This is a genomic window from Frigoribacterium sp. Leaf415, from assembly GCF_001424645.1.
Classification (GTDB): domain Bacteria; phylum Actinomycetota; class Actinomycetes; order Actinomycetales; family Microbacteriaceae; genus Frigoribacterium.
On record NZ_LMQR01000002.1, the window covers coordinates 113810 to 130913 of the forward strand.

The window sequence follows — 17104 nt, forward strand, 5'->3', positions numbered from 1 at the left end:
CCCGCACAAGCACCCGCACTCGCACCCGCACCCGACGTCACCGCCGAGTGGACAGGGCACCTCGGCGTACGGGGGTGCCGTGTCGAACCGGCGGTGTCGCCGAGCGGTCTCCCCTAGGCTCGCCGCATGCGCGTACCCCTGGGATTCGTCGGCCTGGTCGCCGTGGCCCTCGCCGTGACGGGCTGCACGGCCGTCGGGGCCGGGGCCGGTGAGCGACCCGAGCGCGCCTCCTCGTCCGCGGTGGTGGCGTCGGGGGCCGCGACGGCCGACGGCGTCGTGCTGCCGCCCGAGGGTGCCCGCTTCGACTACCAGCTGGGAGGCGCGTCGCCCGTCCCCGACGGAGCCACCGTCGTCGCCCGCGACAGCACCGACGACCCCGCCGAGGGCGCCTACGGCATCTGCTATGTGAACGGGTTCCAGACGCAGCCCGGCGTCGAGTGGCCGGACGAGCTGCTCGTGCGCACGGCCGACGGCGAACCGCTGGTCGATCCGGGCTGGCCGGACGAGCACCTGTTCGACCTCTCCACCGAGGCGAACCGGCAGGCCGTGGCCGAGCGTCAGGCCTCGACGATCGACGGCTGCGCCGCCTCGGGCTACCAGGCGGTCGAGTTCGACAACCTCGACTCGTGGACGCGCTCGGACGGTGCCTTCGGCGAGGACGACGCGGTCGCCTTCGCGACCCTGCTCGTCGCCCGGGCCCACGCCGCCGGGCTGGCGACCGCGCAGAAGAACACCGCCGACCTCGGCACCCGGGGCCGCGACGAGGTCGGCTACGACTTCGCCGTCACCGAGGAGTGCGACCGCTACGACGAGTGCGACGCCTTCACGGACGTGTACGGCGGGCTCGTGTTCGACGTCGAGTACACCGACGACCTCCGCGGCTCGGTCGCCGAGGTCTGCGCCCAGGTCGGCGAGCTCGACCCGGCCCCCTCGACCATCGTGCGCGACCACGACCTGGTGCCGGCCGACGACCCGGCCCATGCCTACACGGCCTGCTGACCCGCGCCTCCTGAGCCCTCGGCGGGCCGGACCGCCCTAGGCCTCGCGGGTGATCTCGACCGTGACGAAGAGCTCGCTGTTCGACGAACCCGCGTAGACCCCGCGCAGCGGCGGCACGTCGCGGTAGTCGCGGCCCTGGCCGACGACGACGTGCCGTTCGCCGATGTCGATCAGGTTGGTGGGGTCGAAGCCGTGCCAGGTGCCGCAGAAGAACTCGACCCAGGCGTGCGACTCGCCCGTGACGGTCTCGCGCAGCTCGGCCGAGGGCTTCGGGTGGAGGTAGCCGCTGACGTAACGCGCCGGGATGCCCGCCGCCCTCAGGGCGCCGACCGTCACGTGGGCGATGTCCTGGCAGACGCCGGCCCGGGCGGCCCACGACTCCGCGGCCGTGGTCTTCACGTTGGTGACGCCCGGCAGGTACCGCACCGCGCCTCCGACCGTCTCGCAGATCGCCATCGCGGCGGCGCACGGGTCGGCGTGCGACGCCCGCGCCTCGGTGCCGACCTCGGCCAGGTCGGCAGGAGGCGCGGTGAGGGGCGTCTGCTCGAGGTGCTCGACGAACGACGTGCTGGCCCCCACGACCGTCGCCAGGTCGGCCCACGAGATCGTCTCGGACGGATGCGCCTGCGGCCGCACCTCGACGAGCGAGGTCGCCGTCAGCGAGAGCTGCCGGTGCGGCAGCAGCACCTCGAACGACGACACCCGCGTGCCCCAGTAGTCGACGTACTCGTGCGACGCGGCGACGGGTTCGATGCGCAGGTGCGACGAGAGCACGAACTGGCCCTCGGTGTGCGCCGGCAGCATGCGCGCCTCGTTGTAGCTCGCGACCGCCTCGCCCTGGTACGAGAAGCCCGTCAGGTGCCGGATGCGCAGCCTGCTCACGACCGCTCCCCCACCCAGGTCGGTGCCGCGCTCGTCGGGAAGTACCGCTGCCGGATCGCCTCGGACGCGGCGCTCGTCGCGGCCTGCACGGTGTCCATCTGGCCGGGCAGGTCGTCGAGGATCTCACCGATCGGCCGGTACTCGAGCTCGCTGCGCATCTGCCCGAGGATGCGCACCCCGCTGTCGGACGCCGCCACCCGGTGGTTCGTCGGCTCGACGTCGCGCAAGCAGGCCTCGGCCCGGCTGATCGCGAACAGCACGCTGCGCGGGAACAACCGGTCGAGCAGCAGGAACTCGGCGGCGTTGCGGGCACTCGGCACGCCCCGGTAGGTGCGCAGGTACGCCTCGTACGCGCCGCACGACCGCAGGATCGTCGTCCACGACGGCCCGGACGCCTCGGTCAGGGTGCGCGTCGCGAGCAGACGCGCGGTCATGTCGGCCCGCTCGATCGACCGGCCGAGGGTGAAGAACTGCCACACCTCGTCGCGGCTCGTGGCGCTCTCGATGATCCCGACGGCGAGCGCGCTGCGCTCCCGCACCCAGGCGAAGAACTCGTGCACCTTGTCGTCGGCGACCTTGCGCGGCATGCGGGCGCGCGTCGTGTTGAGGCACTCCCACAGCTCGGTCGAGACGATCTCGCGGGCCCGGCGCGCGTTCTCGCGGGCGGCACCGAGCGAGTAGGCGATGGAGGCCGGGTTGTGCCGGTCGACCGCGAGCATCGACAGCACGTCACCCCGGGCCAGGTCGCCCTCGGGGGCGTCGCTGCCCATCACGGCGAGGAGGCTGCGGCAGGCGACGTCCTCCTCGATCCAGGGGTCCTCGAGCAGCAGCTGCAGGTGCACGTCGAGGATGCGCGCCGTGCCGTCCGACCGCTCGATGTAGCGGCCGATCCAGAACAGGCTCTCGGCGATGCGGCTCAGCATGATGGCCCTTCGGTCGGGGTGGCTCCGTGGTCGGGAACGCGGGACGCAGGAGGCGCAGGTCGGCCTCGTGACCCGGCCCGCACCTCCTTCGTCTGTTGCTGTTGCGCCTGCTGGTCGTTGCGGGGGTCGTCCTGGGGCGCGTGGTCGGGGCTGTGGTCGGCCGCGGCGGCCGCGGCCTCGGCGAGCTGCTCGGGCGTGACGACCGGGATCGACTGGGTCGGGGTCGTCTGCTCGGCGATGAGCGCGCTGACGTCGTGACCGGCCCAGGCGTTGACGTCGCCGCCGACGATCCAGGTGTCCTTCGAGCCGCCGCCCTGGCTGCTGTTGACGACCAGCTGCCCCTCGGGCAGGGCGACCCGGGTCAGGCCGCCGGGCAGCACCCACACGTCGTCGCCGTCGTGCACGGCGAACGGCCGGAGGTCCGCATGGCGGGGGCGGAGGCCGTCGTCGACCAGGGTCGGGATCGTGCTGAGCTGCACGACGGGCTGCGCGATCCAGCCGCGCGGGTCGCGTTGCAGCTGCATGCGCAACTCGTCGAGCTCGCGACGACTGGCGGCCGGACCGACGACGAGGCCCTTGCCGCCCGAGCCGTCGACCGGCTTGACGACGAGCTCGTCGAGGCGGTCGAGCACCTCGTCGAGGGCGCCGGGGTCCTCGAGCCGCCAGGTGTGCACGTTCGGCAGCAGCGCCTCCTCGCCCAGGTAGTAGCGGATCAGCTCGGGCAGGTAGGTGTAGACGAGCTTGTCGTCGGCGACGCCGTTGCCCACCGCGTTCGCGATCGTCACCGTGCCGAGACGGGCTGCCATCAAGAGGCCGGGCGACCCGAGCACCGAGTCGGCGCGGAACTGCAGCGGGTCGAGGAACTCGTCGTCGACGCGGCGGTAGATCACGTCGACGCGTTCGGGTCCGCCGGTGGTGCGCATGAAGACGCGGCCGCCCGAGCAGTAGAGGTCGCGGCCCTCGACCAGCTCGACGCCCATCAGGCGCGCCAGCAGGGTGTGCTCGTAGTAGGCGGAGTTGAACACCCCGGGGGTCAGCACGACGACGGTCGGCTCGTCGACACCCGACGGGGCGCTCTTCTTCAGCGCGGCGAGCAGCCGGTTGGGGTAGTCCCCCACCGGACGCACCCGCATCGAGACGAACAGTTCGGGCAGCGTCTGCGCCATGACGCGACGGTTCGAGATGACGTAGCTGACGCCGCTCGGCACCCGCACGTTGTCCTCGAGCACGCGCCAGGCGCCCGCCTCGTCGCGGATCAGGTCGATGCCGCTCACCTGGATGCGCACGCCGTTGGCCGGGTCGATGCCGCTCGCCTGCCGGTGGAAGTGGCTCGAACTCGTGATCAGGCTCGCCGGGATGACCCCGTCGGCGATGGCGGTCTGCGGGCCGTAGACGTCGGCGAGGAACGCCTCGAGGGCCTTGACCCGCTGCTTGATGCCCCGCTCGACGGTCGTCCACTCGGCGTGCTCGACGACGCGCGGGACGGCGTCGAGCGGGAACGGCCGCTCTTCGCCGGCGAAATCGAAGGTGACGCCCTGCGCCAGGTACGAGTCGGCCAGCGCCGCGGTGCGACCCCGCAGGTCGTCCTGCGTCATGCCCTCGAGCGTCGCGTGGATCTCGTGGTACGCCCGACGGGGCGTGCCGTCGGGCTCGAACATCTCGTCCCATGCGGCCGCCGGCGGACGGGCGCCGGCCGGCCGGGCCGCGGCACCCGTGGTGGTCGCGTATCCCTCGAAGAGCTCACCCATGACTCGACGCTAGCCAGGGGGTGTTGCCGGGGTGTTTCGGCCGTGCGGCGGGGGTGTGTCGGGGGTCGGAGGTGGCTACGCGACACGTGTCGCCCGAGGCTCGGGCCGGGAGTCGACCGGCCGAGAAGGAGGGCAAAAGCGAACAACGGGCCTTTCCCGCCAATCCGATTTGTAACAGAGAACTCCCAGGAGGAATAGCGTCACCCCCGAACGACAAGAACGTCCCACTGGGAGGACCCCCACATGCGCTTCAAGTACCTCGTCATCGCCCTCATCGCGTTCCTCGCGTACACCTACGGCGCCAAGGCCGGAAAGGGTCGCTACAAGGAGATCAGCAACTTCTTCGACTCGTTCTGGAACGACCCCAAGGTGAAGAAGGCGCGTGCCCAGGCCAAGAAGGACGTCGCCAAGGCCCGCAAGGCCGCGGTGAAGAAGGCCCGCAAGGCCGCGCACTAGTCCTCTCAGCCGCAGGGGCCCGAGAGGACGACCTTCTCACGGGCCTCTTCGCATGCGGCCGTCACACAGACCCCGCTGGCACGCACCCGATCCCGACCGTCTCAGCAGCACCAGCGCAACCCGCGCACCAAACGAAAAGGAACACATCATGGGCTTCCTCGCCTTCATCCTCCTCGGCCTCATCGCCGGCGCCATCGCCAAGCTCATCCTCCCCGGCCGTCAGGGCGGCGGCTGGATCGCCACCCTGATCCTCGGTGTCATCGGCGCCCTCATCGGCGGCTGGATCGGCGGAGCCGTCTTCAACGTCGGCTACGACGGCTTCTTCAGCATCCAGAGCTGGATCATCGCGATCCTCGGTGCGCTCGTCGTCCTCGTCATCTGGGGCTTCATCACCGGCCGCAAGGGCAGCCGCGCGTAAGCAGCTCCCCCGCACCACGACAGAGCGGGCCGTCCCTCCGGGGGCGGCCCGCTCCGTCGTTGCCGGGGGTCGGGGGTCGTGTCGTTCCGGGTGTGCGAATCCCCACACGCGCCTCCGCACCCGGCGTGCCGAACCCGACCCGCGCCTCCCCGTCCCGCGTGCCTCCTACATCCCGCGTGCCGAACCCGACCTGCGCCTCCGCGTCCGGCGTGCCGAACCCGACAACCGCCGCGAACCACGCCGCTCATCTTCGCCCCACGGCCCCGATCCCCTGCCGACTGTCGCGAATTGCACGCCGCCGCGCGCCGGCTTCCCGACCCGCGCCTCCGCATCCGGCGTGCCGAACCCGACCCGTGCCTCCCCATCCGGCGTGCCGAACCCGACCCGCGCCTCCCCATCCCGCGTGCCGAACCCGACCCGCGCCTCCCCGTCCCGCGTGCCGAACCCGACCCGCGCCTCCCCGTCCCGCGTGCCGAACCCGACAATCGGCGCGCGCCACGCCGCTCATCTCCGCCCCACGGCCCCGATCGCCCGCCGACGGTCGCGAATTGCACGCCGCCGCGCGCCGGCTTCCCGACCCGCGCCGCCGCATCCGGCGCGCCGAACCCGACCTGCGCCTCCGCGTCCGGCGTGCCGAACCCGACAATCGCCGCGCGCCACGCCGCTCATCCCCGCCCCACGGCCCCGATCCCCTGCCGACTGTCGCGAATTGCACGCATCGGCCGGGCCGCAACGGCAGGAGGGGCGGGGCAGGGGCGCGGGACGGGTGCGAGACTCGGGGCATGTGGACGCAGAACCGGCCCGACCCCGACGTCGAGGTGCCGGAGGCGGTCGTCACGGCCGCGGACGGCGACACGATCACCGCGGTCTGGCGGAACGAGGCCGGCGGCACCACGTACCGCCTGGGCGACGGGCCGACCCGACGCTTCGCGAAGTGGGCCCCGCACGGCAGCGGCCTCGACCTGCACGCCGAGGAGATGCGGCTGCGCTGGGTCGTCGACTTCACCCCCGCCCCCCGCGTGCTCGAGATCGGCGGCGACGACGCGGGCGAGTACCTGGTGACGGCGGGCGTGCCGGGGCGCAGCGCCGTCGACCTGCTCTGGGCCGCCGACCCGGCGACCGCCGTGCGCGAGGCGGGACGGGGGCTGAGGCGACTGCACGACGTGTTGCCGGTCGACGAGTGCCCCTTCAGCTGGTCGGTGGACGACCGGATCGCGACCAGCGGGAAGGCGCGCACCGCACCTCCTGAACTCGGCGACCTGCCGGCGATCGACCGCCTCGTCGTCTGCCACGGCGACCCGTGCGTGCCCAACACGTTGATCGGCGACGACGGACTCTGGTCGGGGCACGTCGACTTCGACGCCCTCGGCGTCGCCGACCGCTGGGCCGACATCGCCGTCGCGACGATGAGCCTCGGCTGGAACTACGGACCCGGCTTCGAGCAGACCTTCCTCGACGCGTACGGCGTCGCCGACGACCCCGTCCGCACGGCGTACTACCGGGCGCTCTGGGCCGCGACGTGACCCGTCGAGCAGATAAAATGGGACGATCCGAGCCAGCCGCCATCGTCCGGGAGCGACCATGACACCGCCGTCCGACCCTGCACGACTGACCCTGTTCCGACAGCGGTCGGTCCACGAGGCCGAGCACAGCGGCGAAATGGAGGGCCTTCACGTCGACTCCGACACGTCGTCGCATGCAGACGACTACGTAGCGGGGCGGATCGACTCCGACGAGCTCGTCGCCCGAGCGAGGGCTCGCTACGGGCTTGCCTGACGTCGTCGACCCGTACGTCGATCCGGCCACGGGAATCCTCAGGAACCTCGTCGGCGCGACCGATCGACCGTCGTTGGACGAGGCCGAGGGTGCCCTTGCGTTCGCCCGGCTCGTCCAGCTCTCGGACCACGAGGCCCCCGGCACACGCGACCTGGCCGAGCTCTGCGGCATCCACCGTCATCTCTTCCAGGACGTGTACGACTGGGCCGGCATGCCGCGCGGCACCATAGACTCGAATGATATGACGAGCTATTGATACGAAAATCCGCTGTCTCGAGGCGGGGCAGTCAAACGGTCCGTAGCGTGAGGTGCCGCTAGCCTCCAGATATGTCAAAGATGCCTCATGCGCCCCTTTCGCTAACTTTGTTCATCTTTCCGGCTCGAAGCTTTGTCAACTCGATAGGTGCGACTCGGGCCGCGGCTACTGACTTGATGCGATCTCAAGCGCTCTCACCTAGCCAAGTCGAAGCTGACTTCGTTTCGGAGGCGGAGTACATGTATCCCAAGTACCCCCTCGACGCACATACGGCGGCGGCCAAGCTGGTCCATACAGCCGTTCATCGCTTTCAAGACGCGAGCGAGAATCTGACGGATAAAGCACAAGTTGATGCGGCCTACCGGAAAGCGTTCGGGCCATTGCAAAAAATCCTGCAGAAAATAACCGGCGATTCGGGTGCGGAGCATAACTATCAGCACGTGTGGGAGCGAATCAGCAGCCGCCCGTCAACGGAACGTCTTCTAGGTGCCGCCTTGCTCACGCAAGCAGTAAGCGAATTCGAAGTTCTTGTGGGGCGACTAATTCGCGGAGTGCTCGAGGCGAATCCTCAAATTCTCCTGGGCAATGAGCGTAAATTTACTCTTCGCGATCTGGAGACGTTCGACTCAATCGAGGGCGTTCGCACGTCCCTGGCAGAAGATGCGGCCGATCGAATCCAGCGTCAAGGTTTCGTTGCTTGGATGACCTGGTTCCAATCTCAATTGAAGATCGAGATACCTGGCGTCTTTGCGGACGCCCACGAATTGACTGAGGTTTTTCAGCGTCGTCATTTGATGGTGCACAACGGTGGCATCGTCAATGAGTCCTATCGCACGAACTTGGAAGGCTCGCCGTCTTTGCCCGAGGACGGGACTCGACTAAACGTGTCGCGAGCCTACTTGGCACACTCGATTGACCTTCTGGAAGCAGCAGGCGTCAAGATAGCCGCAGCCGCGGCCTTCAAGTACGCCGACGACGTAGACGGAAGGACGGCCTCCGAAGAGCAACTTGATAGAGCGTGCTTTGAAGCCCTCCAGCGGGAGCGTTGGGCCGTCGCAAGTGACCTCTCAGGCTGGCTTATCCCGCGAGTGCGGGACGATCCGGCCCGAATGCGACTCCAAGTCAATAACTGGGTGGCAAGGACTGCGCTTTTCGGTCCTGAGTCAATCGCGCCCGAGGTGGAGTCGTGGGATACGCGATCGCTGGAAGACCAGTACAAACTAGCGAAATTGGCTTTGCTCGGCGAGCTTCAGCAGGCGGTTGAATTGTCCACAGTCATGATCAAGGCCGGTTCACTATCCGAGGTCGGTTGGCGCACCTGGCCCCTTCTTGCTGTGGTCCGGGAACATGCAGAAGCAACCGGTGCCGGACTTCCAAGTTCGGACACATGGAACACCTCTCACGCTCACTAGTGTCAGGCGGGACAGCTTGAGGGGTAGGAAAAGCTTTCGCTGAGTGAGAGGCCAGCACAGTTTGAACACGCTTAGCCTCTGATGGTCTCGCGTCACGCTCCTGCCTCGACACCATGTTCTGGGCACCGCGCCACGAGAAAACCTGGCGGTGTGACCAGAACGTGGCGTCATACATCGCCCGGGTCGTCCAAGATGGTGCGGTGACCGACATCGAGACCACACGACGACACGACGGCAGCCGTGACGACATCAGCGGCGCCGTCGACGGCAGCCTGCGTCAGGACGTCAGCTACCTCGGCAGCCTGCTCGGCCGGGTGCTGCGCGAATCCGGCGGGGACGAACTCTTCCAGGCCGTCGAGGACGTCCGGGCGGCCGTCATCGCCGCCTACGAGGGGGCCGACGGCGCGAGCCTCGACGACGCCCAACGCCTCGTCGACGCCCTCGACCAGGGGCTCGCCGAGCAGGTCGCGCGAGCCTTCACCTGCTACTTCCACCTCAGCAACCTCGCGGAGGAGCACCACCGCGTCCGTGTGCTGCGCCGCCGCGGCAGCGAGGCGAGCGCCGCGGGCGACTCGGTCTCGGCCACGCTGCGCCAGCTGACCGACGAGGTCGGCGCCGACGAGGCCTCGAAGCGACTCGACGCCCTGCGCTTCCACCCCGTGCTCACCGCGCACCCGACCGAGGCCCGCCGCCGTGCGGTCGCGTCGAGCATCCGTCGCATCAGCGACCTGATGATCGACCGCGACCGACTCGAGAACGACGTCGCCGTGGCCGAGGCCGAACGCCGCCTGCTCGAAGAGGTCGACACGCTCTGGCGCACCTCGCCGATCCGCACCACGCGCCCCACCCCGCTCGACGAGGTCCGCACGGCCATGAGCATCTTCGACCAGACGCTCTTCGAGATCGTGCCGCAGGTCTACCGCCTGCTCGACGACCGGCTGCTCGGCGACGCCGCCGGCCGCGAACCCGCCGTCGCCCCCGCCTTCATGCGCCTCGGCACCTGGATCGGCGGCGACCGCGACGGCAACCCGCACGTCACGGCCGAGGTCACCCGGGCCGCGGCCGACATCGCCGCCGAGCACGTGCTGCTCGGCCTGCACCGCGCGACCACCCGCATCGGCGGCACCCTGACGCTCGACGAGGCCGAGACCCCGGCCTCCGACGAGCTCGTGGCCCTCGCGGAGGCGCAGCGCGGGATGGACGCGGACGTCGCGTCCCGCATCGGCGTGCGCTCACCCCACGAGCTGCACCGCCGCGTGCTGATGTTCGTCGCGGCCCGCATCGACGCCACCCGTCGAGAGGGAGCCCCGCTCGCCTACGGCCACCCCGACGAGCTGCTCGCCGACCTGCGGGTCGTACAGCAGTCGCTGCGCGCGGCCGGCGCGCACCGCAGCGCCAACGGCGACCTGCAGGGCCTCGTCTGGCAGGTCGAGACGTTCGGCTTCCACCTCGCCGAGCTCGAGGTGCGCCAGCACTCGCAGGTGCACCGCACGGCCCTCGCCGAGCTCCGCGCGGCCGACCCGGTCGCGGGCGGGGAGCAGTCGACCGGCGGCGACGCCGGGACCGACACCGCGCCTCCTGCACGCAGCGAGATGACCGACGAGGTCCTCGCGGTGTTCCGCACGATCGCCGACCTGCAGAAGCGCTACGGCGTGCGGGCCGCGTCGCGCTACATCGTGTCGTTCACGCAGTCGTCGGCCGACCTCGCCAACGTGTACGAACTCGCCGAGCGCGCGATGGGCGACGAGCCCGCGCCCGTGCTCGACGTGATCCCGCTGTTCGAGACGTTCGCCGACCTCGAGGCCAGCACGCGCATCCTCGACGAGGCCCTGCAGACCGAGGCGGTGCAGAAGCGCCTCGCGGCGACCGGCCGCCGCCTCGAGGTCATGCTGGGCTACTCGGACTCGTCGAAGGACGTCGGGCCCGTCTCGGCCACCTTCGCGCTCTACGCCGCCCAGGCCCGCATCGCCGACTGGGCCGCCGAGAACGACATCGAGCTGACGCTGTTCCACGGTCGCGGCGGCGCCCTCGGCCGCGGTGGCGGACCGGCCAACGAAGCCGTGCTGGCCCAGCCGCCGGCCTCGGTCGACGGCCGCTTCAAGATCACGGAGCAGGGCGAGGTCATCTTCGCCCAGTACGGCAACAAGACCATCGCCGCCCGTCACGTCGAGCAGATGGCGGCGGCCACGCTGCTGGCGTCGAGCCCGTCGAACGAGGAGGCCAACGCGACCGCCGCCACCCGGTTCGCCGAGGTCGCCTCGACGATGGACGTCGCCTCGCGTGAGGCGTTCTTCGGCCTGGTCAAGGCCGACGGCTTCGCGTCGTGGTTCGCCGCCGTCACCCCGATGGAAGAGGTCGGGCTGCTCGCGCTCGGGTCACGTCCCGCCCGTCGGGGGCTCTCGGTCGAGTCCCTCGAAGACCTCCGGGCGATCCCGTGGGTCTTCGCCTGGACCCAGGCCCGCATCAACCTCGCCGGCTGGTACGGCCTCGGCTCGGCCCTCGAGGCCGTGGGCGACCTCGACCTGCTGCGTGAGGCCTACGCGACCTGGCCGCTCTTCTCGGCGATGATCAAGAACGTCGAGATGTCGCTCGCCAAGACCGACGAGCACATCGCCCGCGAGTACCTGGCGCTGGCCGACCGCGACGACCTCGCCGGACGCGTGCTCGACGAGATGACCCGCACGCGGAAGTGGGTGCTCGCGGTCAGCGGCCACGGCGAGGTGCTCGACGGACGCCCGGTGCTGAGCCGCGCGGTGCGGCTCCGCTCGCCCTACGTCGACGCACTCTCGCTGCTGCAGCTGCGCGCCCTGCGGGCGATCCGCGTCGCGGGCGGTGGTGACCCGGCGGACGCCGACCACCGCCTCCTGCTGCTCAGCGTCAACGGGATCGCCGCCGGGCTGCAGAACACCGGCTGAGCCGCGGCGTCACATGGGACGCAGGAGGCGCGGGCTGGGTCGTCGACCCGGCCCGCGCCTCCTGCGTCCTCGGCCCGTCAGCCGACCAGCTGCTCGCTGAGCGCCCAGAGGCGGTCCGACTGCTCGGGGTCGAGGGCGTAGTCCTTGACGCCGCGACCGCGGGCGTCCTCGCGGAACGGCTCGGCCTCGGCGACGTCCTCGAAGTAGCTGGCGCCGACGCCCTCGACGAGCGGGTGGACGGCCACGAAGACCGACGTCGCGGCGCCCTGCTGGGTCGACTTGAAGGCCGGGTTGGGGGTGCCGTCCTCGTCGATCCAGCCACGGTCGAGCATCTCCTGCTTGGGCAGGTGGCGCTGCAGCGGAGTGAGGATGCCGCCCGGGTGCACGGCGTTCGCCAGCACGCCGTCGTCGGCCCAGCGCTGCGTGACGCCGACCGCGAAGAGCGAGTTCGCCGTCTTGGACTGGCCGTAGGCCGACCACGGGTCGTACTCGCGACGCTCGAACATCACGTCGTCGAACACGACGGGCGAGAAGTGGTGGCCGGTCGAGCTGAGCGACACGAGGCGCGACGGGGTGCCCGAGGCCTGTGCCCCCTCGACGAGGGCGCCGCGGAGCGCGTTGGCCAGGGCGAAGTGACCGAGGTGGTTGTTGCTGAACTGCAGCTCCCAGCCCTCGGGGGTGCGGGTCTCGGGCGTGGCCATGATGCCGGCGTTGTCGATCAGCACGTCGAGCGGGCCCTGCCACGCGTCGGCGAAGGCCTGCAGGGTGTCGCGCTTCTCGAGGTCGAGGATCGCGGCACGGACGGTGCCGGCGCCGTCGCTGCTGCCGCCGGACGTGCCCGCGCCCGTGCTGGCGCGGATGTCGGCGACGGCCTGCTCGCCCTGCTCGGGGCGGCGCACGGCGAGGGTCACGTCGGCCCCGGCGGCGACGAGGGAGCGGGCGGTCTCGATGCCGATGCCGGACGCGGCGCCGGTCACGACGATGCGTCGGCCGGACAGGTCGAGGCCCTCGACGACCTCGTTCGCGGTGGTGGCGGCACTGAAGGGGGTGGTGATGCGAGTCATGGGGTCGACGCTACGCCCGGAAGGGTGCACCTCTCTCGGCGCACCGGTGACGGCCGGGGACGTCGCGACCGACACCGCGGCTCCCGGGTGTGCCGATCCCGACCGGCGCCGCGCCTCCTTGCTGTGCCGTTCCCGACCGGCACTGCACCTCCCGGCGTGCCGAACCCGACAGAAGCCCGCCGACACACCGCTCACCGTGCCGCGGAACCGGGTTCGTCGGACGCGGTGGTCGCGAAGTGCACACGGGGGAGGCGGGAGGGCGGATAGCTCACGGCAGGGGCAGGGGACGGAGGCGCAGCGCGGCCCTCGGACACAGGGCGACGGCGTCCCGGGCGGCGTCGACGAGCTCGGGCGGGACGGTGACGTCCGAGCGCGAGGCGGGCGGCTGGCCCACGGCCACGGGGAAGCCCCATTCGTCGCGCTCGAGCAGTTCGGGCAGCAACTCGGTGCAGAGCCCCCGGCCGTCGCAGAGCGTCCAGTCGACGTGCACCGACCCCGCCGCACCGCGACCCGGCTCCGACCGACCGGACTCGACGGCACCGGCCGGCCGCGGGACCGACGACGTGCCCCGGCCGAGGTTCACGGCGCTCATCGCCGTCCCTCCCATCCGGTCGGCGTCGTCGGTGGGACGGGGGCCGAGGGAACACCGGTCGACGTGACTCCGGTCGATCGGACACCGGTCGACCGGACCCCGACGAGGCATCGACCCTCGAGGTGGCGCTGCACGTCGTCCGCGAAGACCTGCAGGGTGCTGAACACGAGCCGCGCCGTACCGTCGGGGTGGTGGCACGATCCGCGGCCGGTGACGAGCCCGGCCAACCGGGTCACCTCGCCCGGCAACCAGGCCGCGCGGTCGCCCCGGGCGAGCCGCCCGAGCACGTCGGCCAGCCGCGGCAGACCGTTGAGGCACGGCCCGCACTGCCGCGCCGACTGGCCCGCCAGGTAGGTCGTGACCTCGGCCGCCGCGGCGAGCCCGCACCGGTCGGCGGACAGTGCCCAGACGATGCCGGCTCCCGGGGAGGCACCCCAGGGCTGCAGTGCCTCCCGCGTGAAGGGCAGGTCGAGTGCCTCGACCGGCAGCCAGACCCCGTGGAACCCGCCCACGAGCACCGCGCGCAGCCGCGACGTGTCGATGCCGGCGGCCTCGACGATGCGGCGCAGGCTCATGGTGCCGGTGACCTCGAGGACCCGACCCGCGCCTCCCGGGCTGCCGGCGGTCGCGAGGGGCGACCGTCCGTCCCCACCGCCGACGGTGACCAGGCGCGTGCCGGGCTCGGCGGGGGCGCCGACCGAGCGGAACCAGTCGACGCCGAAGCGTGCCAGCAAGGCGAGCTGGGCGAGGGTCTCGACGTTCTGGACCAGCGTCGGCCGGCCGTCGACCCCGCTCGAGGTCAGGCGCACGACCCGGTCGGAGGGCACCGCGGGCCGCCCCTCGATCGCGGCCACCGCGGCGCTCGCCTCCCCCGACAGGAAGGTCTCGGGCGCCTCGACCAGCGTCACGCCCGAGGCGTCGCCCCGCTCGCGGAGCGCGGCCTCGACCCCCGGCAGGAGGCGCGAGGTCGTGTACAGGACGGCCCTCGACGCCCCCACGGTCGCCGCCGCCAGCAGCAGTCCGTCGATCACGAGGTGCGGTGCGTGCGCGAGCAGGGTCGCGTCCTTGCGGCTGAGCGGTTCGCCCTCGGCGCCGTTCGCGATGACCACGGCACGGTGGCGCCCTCGCGAGGCCGGGCCGCGACGGCCCTGCTGTTCGGCGCGGGCGGCCCCGAGCTTGCGCCAGGTGGCGAAATGGGCTCCGCCGCGGCCGTCGAGTCCGGCGTGCTGCAGGTCGGCGACGAGGTCGGGGCCGGCGTGCTCGAGCGGCAGAGGGCCGAACGTGTCGAGGTGGGTCGCGAACGACGCGTCGCGGGCGGCGAAGAGACGGCGGATGCCACTCGGGGCCGTGAGGCGCGGGCCTCCCGCCGGGGACGGGACGGGCGGTGGGGCGAGCGTGCTCATCGGGGCAGCCTCTCGAGGGGGCGGGACGGGGCGGCGACGGGGGTGACGGAGCCGAGGTCGTGCGGCGTCGCCCGGGGCAGCCGCTGCGCGTCCAGCTCGACGAAGCGCGTGCTCAGCCGCCAGACGACGGCGGCCACGACACTCGCGGTGCACAGCCCGGCGAGGGCGAGGAACCAGGCGTCGGTGCCGTTCGTGCCGTTGCCGATCGCGTGGGCCAGGGCGACGGGCCAGAGCAGGTACGTGCCCCAGTGCACGGCACGGAACAGGCGGCGACCGACGTGGCGGCGCAGCACACCGGTCAGCGCGATCGCGATCGTCAGGTCGAATGCGAGGGTGCCGAGGCCCTGCCAGAACGGCTCGTAGTCACCGAAGAAGGGCACGACCGTGTCGAGCAGGGTCAGCTGCGCGTAGGGGTCGAAGAGCAGCGCGACGATGTGCACGACCAGGAAGGCCGTCGCGAACAGCGACACGTCGCGGTGCACGAGCGTCACCGAGAAGCGGGGCAGCCCGGGCAGCGGGCGGCCCGAGCGGGTGACGACGCCCAGCACGACGGCGGCGGTGAACAGTACGAGGGCGGCGACGCCCATTCCTCGGCCCAGGGCCCAGAGCGCTTCGGTCATGAGCGGGTGCTCCCGCCGGTCTCGTCGGGCCGGTCGGTCTCGGCGGGCCGAGCGATCTCGGCGGACCGGTCGGTCTCGAGGGGCCAGCCGCCGGTCACGACGACCCGGCCCCGCGCGTCGACCAGGCGAGCCGGGGCACCGAGGGCCTCGAGCCAGGCGACGGCGCGCAGCCCCCGCACGACGGCGGCGGTGCTGAGCGTGTTCGCCCGCAGGCAGGCCGGCGCGGCGACGGTGACGCTGCGCCAGACCGGCGCGGCCGGCACGCCCCAACGCGGGTCGAGGATGTGGTGCACCGGCCGCCCGCCCGAGGTCCACCGCCGCTTCTGCGTGCTCGACGTGGCGAGGGCGTACCCGGCCGCGAGCTCGATCGTCGTGGCGGGATCGGTCGGCAGGTCCTGCACGACGACGCCCCAGCTCGTCCGTCCGTCGGGGGCGGGCCCCGCCGTGGCGATGTCTCCGCCCAGCGAGACCAGCACGCCGACGCCGAGCTCGTCGGCGATCCGTCGGGCCGCGAGGTCGGCGGCGACGGCCTTGGCCGTGGCGCCGAGGTCGAGGCGGACGCCGGAGGGGACGGTGAGGACGCGACCCTCGAGGCGGACACGCGGCCAGACCGGCGCCCGACGCGGGCCGAGGGCGAGGGTGACCCCCTCCGCAACCGTGAGCGGCGCCGGGGTCGTCATCGCGCCTCCTGCGGGGGTGTCGGTGGAGGCCGTGCCCGTCGGGACGCCGCGGTCGTAGCCCAGCGCGACGAGATCGGCGCCGAGGGTCGGGTCGACGTCTCCGTCGGTGTCACGGGCGGCGGTCAGGGCGGCGTCGACGAGCCCGGCGAGCATCGCGCTCACCTCGACCCCGCCGACGAGGGCCGGACCGAGCAGGCTCAGCTCGGAGTCGTCGCGGAACCGGCTGCAGGCCCGCTCGACCTCGTCGGTCACGTCGCCGACGACGGCCGCGGCCTCGGTGAGGAGGCGCGGGTCGGCGACCACGAGACGGGCGGCGGTCGTCCACAGGGTCCAGTCACGGACGCCGGGCAGGGTGGTGATCGTCGTCGACATGATCAGGACCCCGAGCTCTGGGCCTGCGAGCCCTGGCCGGTGCTCGGCTGGACCGGGGTCGTCACGGCACCCGAGCTACCGGAGTCCGAGGTGCCCGCATCCGTGCTCGTGCCGGAGTCGGTGGTGCCGCCCGACTCGGCGCTCGTGCCGGAGCCGGTGGTGCCGCCCGACTCGGTGCTCGTGCCGGAGCCGGTGCTCGTGCCGGCGCTGCCCGAGTCGGTGCTCGTCCCCGACTCGGCGCTCGTCGTGCCGCCGGTCGACGCGGCGGAAGCGTCGACGGTGCCGGCGACGTACACGCCGACCGAGGTGGCCCCGGCGATCGCCAGAGCAGACAGCCCGACCGCGGCCGTGACGGTTCGTGCGCGACGGCGTCCGGTGTCGCGGGTGGTGCCGGGTGTGCGGTCCATGGTGGCCTCCTCGGGATGATGGGCTCAACCATCGCTCCTGAGGCTTGCTCGTTCCCATGCGCTTCCCCTGAGGGGGCTTTGCGTCCTGGGCCGGCCCTGCTCCGCTCGTCGGTGCGCCGACCGGCACCGCGCCTCCTCACGTGCCGAATCCGACCGGCACCGCACCTCCCCGCGTACCGAA

Annotated in this window: 17 protein-coding genes; 8 read left to right on the plus strand and 9 right to left on the minus strand. The window is 71.9% G+C overall.

Going from position 1 to position 17104, the window contains the following annotated elements; genetic code table 11:
* Positions 1-126 precede the first annotated feature (126 nt).
* A complete protein-coding gene (locus ASG28_RS15200) occupies positions 127-999 on the plus strand; it encodes an endo alpha-1,4 polygalactosaminidase (RefSeq protein ID WP_055978020.1) in 873 nt (290 codons plus the stop codon).
* A gap of 36 nt (positions 1000-1035) precedes the next feature.
* Here ASG28_RS15200 and ASG28_RS15205 read toward each other — a convergent pair whose 3' ends face one another.
* The 3 genes from ASG28_RS15205 to ASG28_RS15215 are packed head-to-tail and all read right to left on the minus strand — an operon-like array spanning position 1036 to position 4552.
* The gene (locus tag ASG28_RS15205) at positions 1036-1881 is read right to left on the minus strand and encodes a transglutaminase family protein (RefSeq protein WP_055978022.1); all 846 of its coding nucleotides are present in this window, start codon (positions 1879-1881) and stop codon (positions 1036-1038) included.
* Positions 1878-2804 (minus strand): alpha-E domain-containing protein, encoded by a 927-nt coding sequence (locus ASG28_RS15210; RefSeq protein ID WP_043595802.1) that lies wholly within the window; start codon positions 2802-2804, stop codon positions 1878-1880. Before ASG28_RS15210 ends, ASG28_RS15205 begins: the two co-directional genes overlap by 4 nt.
* Positions 2798-4552, minus strand: coding sequence for a circularly permuted type 2 ATP-grasp protein (locus ASG28_RS15215; RefSeq protein WP_082454800.1), 1755 nt, complete (start codon positions 4550-4552; stop codon positions 2798-2800). The genes ASG28_RS15210 and ASG28_RS15215 overlap by 7 nt, the downstream gene beginning before the upstream one ends.
* 243 nt (positions 4553-4795) lie before the next feature.
* Between ASG28_RS15215 and ASG28_RS15220 the strand changes: the two genes are divergently transcribed.
* From ASG28_RS15220 to ASG28_RS15245, 7 genes are all read left to right on the plus strand, one after another.
* Positions 4796-5008: a hypothetical protein gene (locus ASG28_RS15220; RefSeq protein ID WP_055978025.1), complete on the plus strand. Its 213-nt coding sequence runs from the start codon at positions 4796-4798 to the stop codon at positions 5006-5008.
* Positions 5009-5156: 148 nt separating this feature from the next.
* Positions 5157-5426, plus strand: a complete 270-nt coding sequence (locus ASG28_RS15225) for a GlsB/YeaQ/YmgE family stress response membrane protein (protein ID WP_043595797.1) — start codon at positions 5157-5159, stop codon at positions 5424-5426.
* A gap of 782 nt (positions 5427-6208) precedes the next feature.
* Positions 6209-6949 (plus strand): aminoglycoside 3'-phosphotransferase, encoded by a 741-nt coding sequence (locus ASG28_RS15230; protein ID WP_082454801.1) that lies wholly within the window; start codon positions 6209-6211, stop codon positions 6947-6949.
* 58 nt (positions 6950-7007) lie between these two features.
* Positions 7008-7202: an antitoxin VbhA family protein gene (locus ASG28_RS17035; protein ID WP_055978027.1), complete on the plus strand. Its 195-nt coding sequence runs from the start codon at positions 7008-7010 to the stop codon at positions 7200-7202.
* Positions 7195-7458: a hypothetical protein gene (locus ASG28_RS15240; RefSeq protein WP_055978028.1), complete on the plus strand. Its 264-nt coding sequence runs from the start codon at positions 7195-7197 to the stop codon at positions 7456-7458. Before ASG28_RS17035 ends, ASG28_RS15240 begins: the two co-directional genes overlap by 8 nt.
* Before the next feature lie 239 nt (positions 7459-7697).
* Complete coding sequence (locus tag ASG28_RS16610) at positions 7698-8870, plus strand: hypothetical protein (protein ID WP_157485808.1); 1173 nt, start codon at positions 7698-7700, stop codon at positions 8868-8870.
* A 200-nt stretch (positions 8871-9070) separates the two neighbouring features.
* The gene (locus ASG28_RS15245) at positions 9071-11785 is read left to right on the plus strand and encodes a phosphoenolpyruvate carboxylase (RefSeq protein WP_055978030.1); all 2715 of its coding nucleotides are present in this window, start codon (positions 9071-9073) and stop codon (positions 11783-11785) included.
* A 77-nt stretch (positions 11786-11862) separates the two neighbouring features.
* Here ASG28_RS15245 and ASG28_RS15250 read toward each other — a convergent pair whose 3' ends face one another.
* From ASG28_RS15250 to ASG28_RS15275, 6 genes are all read right to left on the minus strand, one after another.
* Positions 11863-12849, minus strand: a complete 987-nt coding sequence (locus ASG28_RS15250) for an SDR family NAD(P)-dependent oxidoreductase (RefSeq protein WP_055978032.1) — start codon at positions 12847-12849, stop codon at positions 11863-11865.
* A 268-nt stretch (positions 12850-13117) separates the two neighbouring features.
* Positions 13118-13441: a ferredoxin gene (locus ASG28_RS15255; RefSeq protein WP_082454803.1), complete on the minus strand. Its 324-nt coding sequence runs from the start codon at positions 13439-13441 to the stop codon at positions 13118-13120.
* Positions 13438-14844: an NADH-ubiquinone oxidoreductase-F iron-sulfur binding region domain-containing protein gene (locus ASG28_RS15260; RefSeq protein WP_082454804.1), complete on the minus strand. Its 1407-nt coding sequence runs from the start codon at positions 14842-14844 to the stop codon at positions 13438-13440. Before ASG28_RS15260 ends, ASG28_RS15255 begins: the two co-directional genes overlap by 4 nt.
* Positions 14841-15464, minus strand: coding sequence for a ferric reductase-like transmembrane domain-containing protein (locus tag ASG28_RS15265; protein WP_082454805.1), 624 nt, complete (start codon positions 15462-15464; stop codon positions 14841-14843). Before ASG28_RS15265 ends, ASG28_RS15260 begins: the two co-directional genes overlap by 4 nt.
* Positions 15461-16516 carry an FAD:protein FMN transferase gene (locus tag ASG28_RS15270; RefSeq protein ID WP_082454806.1) on the minus strand — a complete coding sequence of 352 codons (1056 nt, stop codon included), beginning with the start codon at positions 16514-16516 and terminating at the stop codon, positions 15461-15463. Before ASG28_RS15270 ends, ASG28_RS15265 begins: the two co-directional genes overlap by 4 nt.
* Before the next feature lie 2 nt (positions 16517-16518).
* Positions 16519-16923: a hypothetical protein gene (locus ASG28_RS15275; protein ID WP_055978033.1), complete on the minus strand. Its 405-nt coding sequence runs from the start codon at positions 16921-16923 to the stop codon at positions 16519-16521.
* Positions 16924-17104 lie beyond the last annotated feature (181 nt).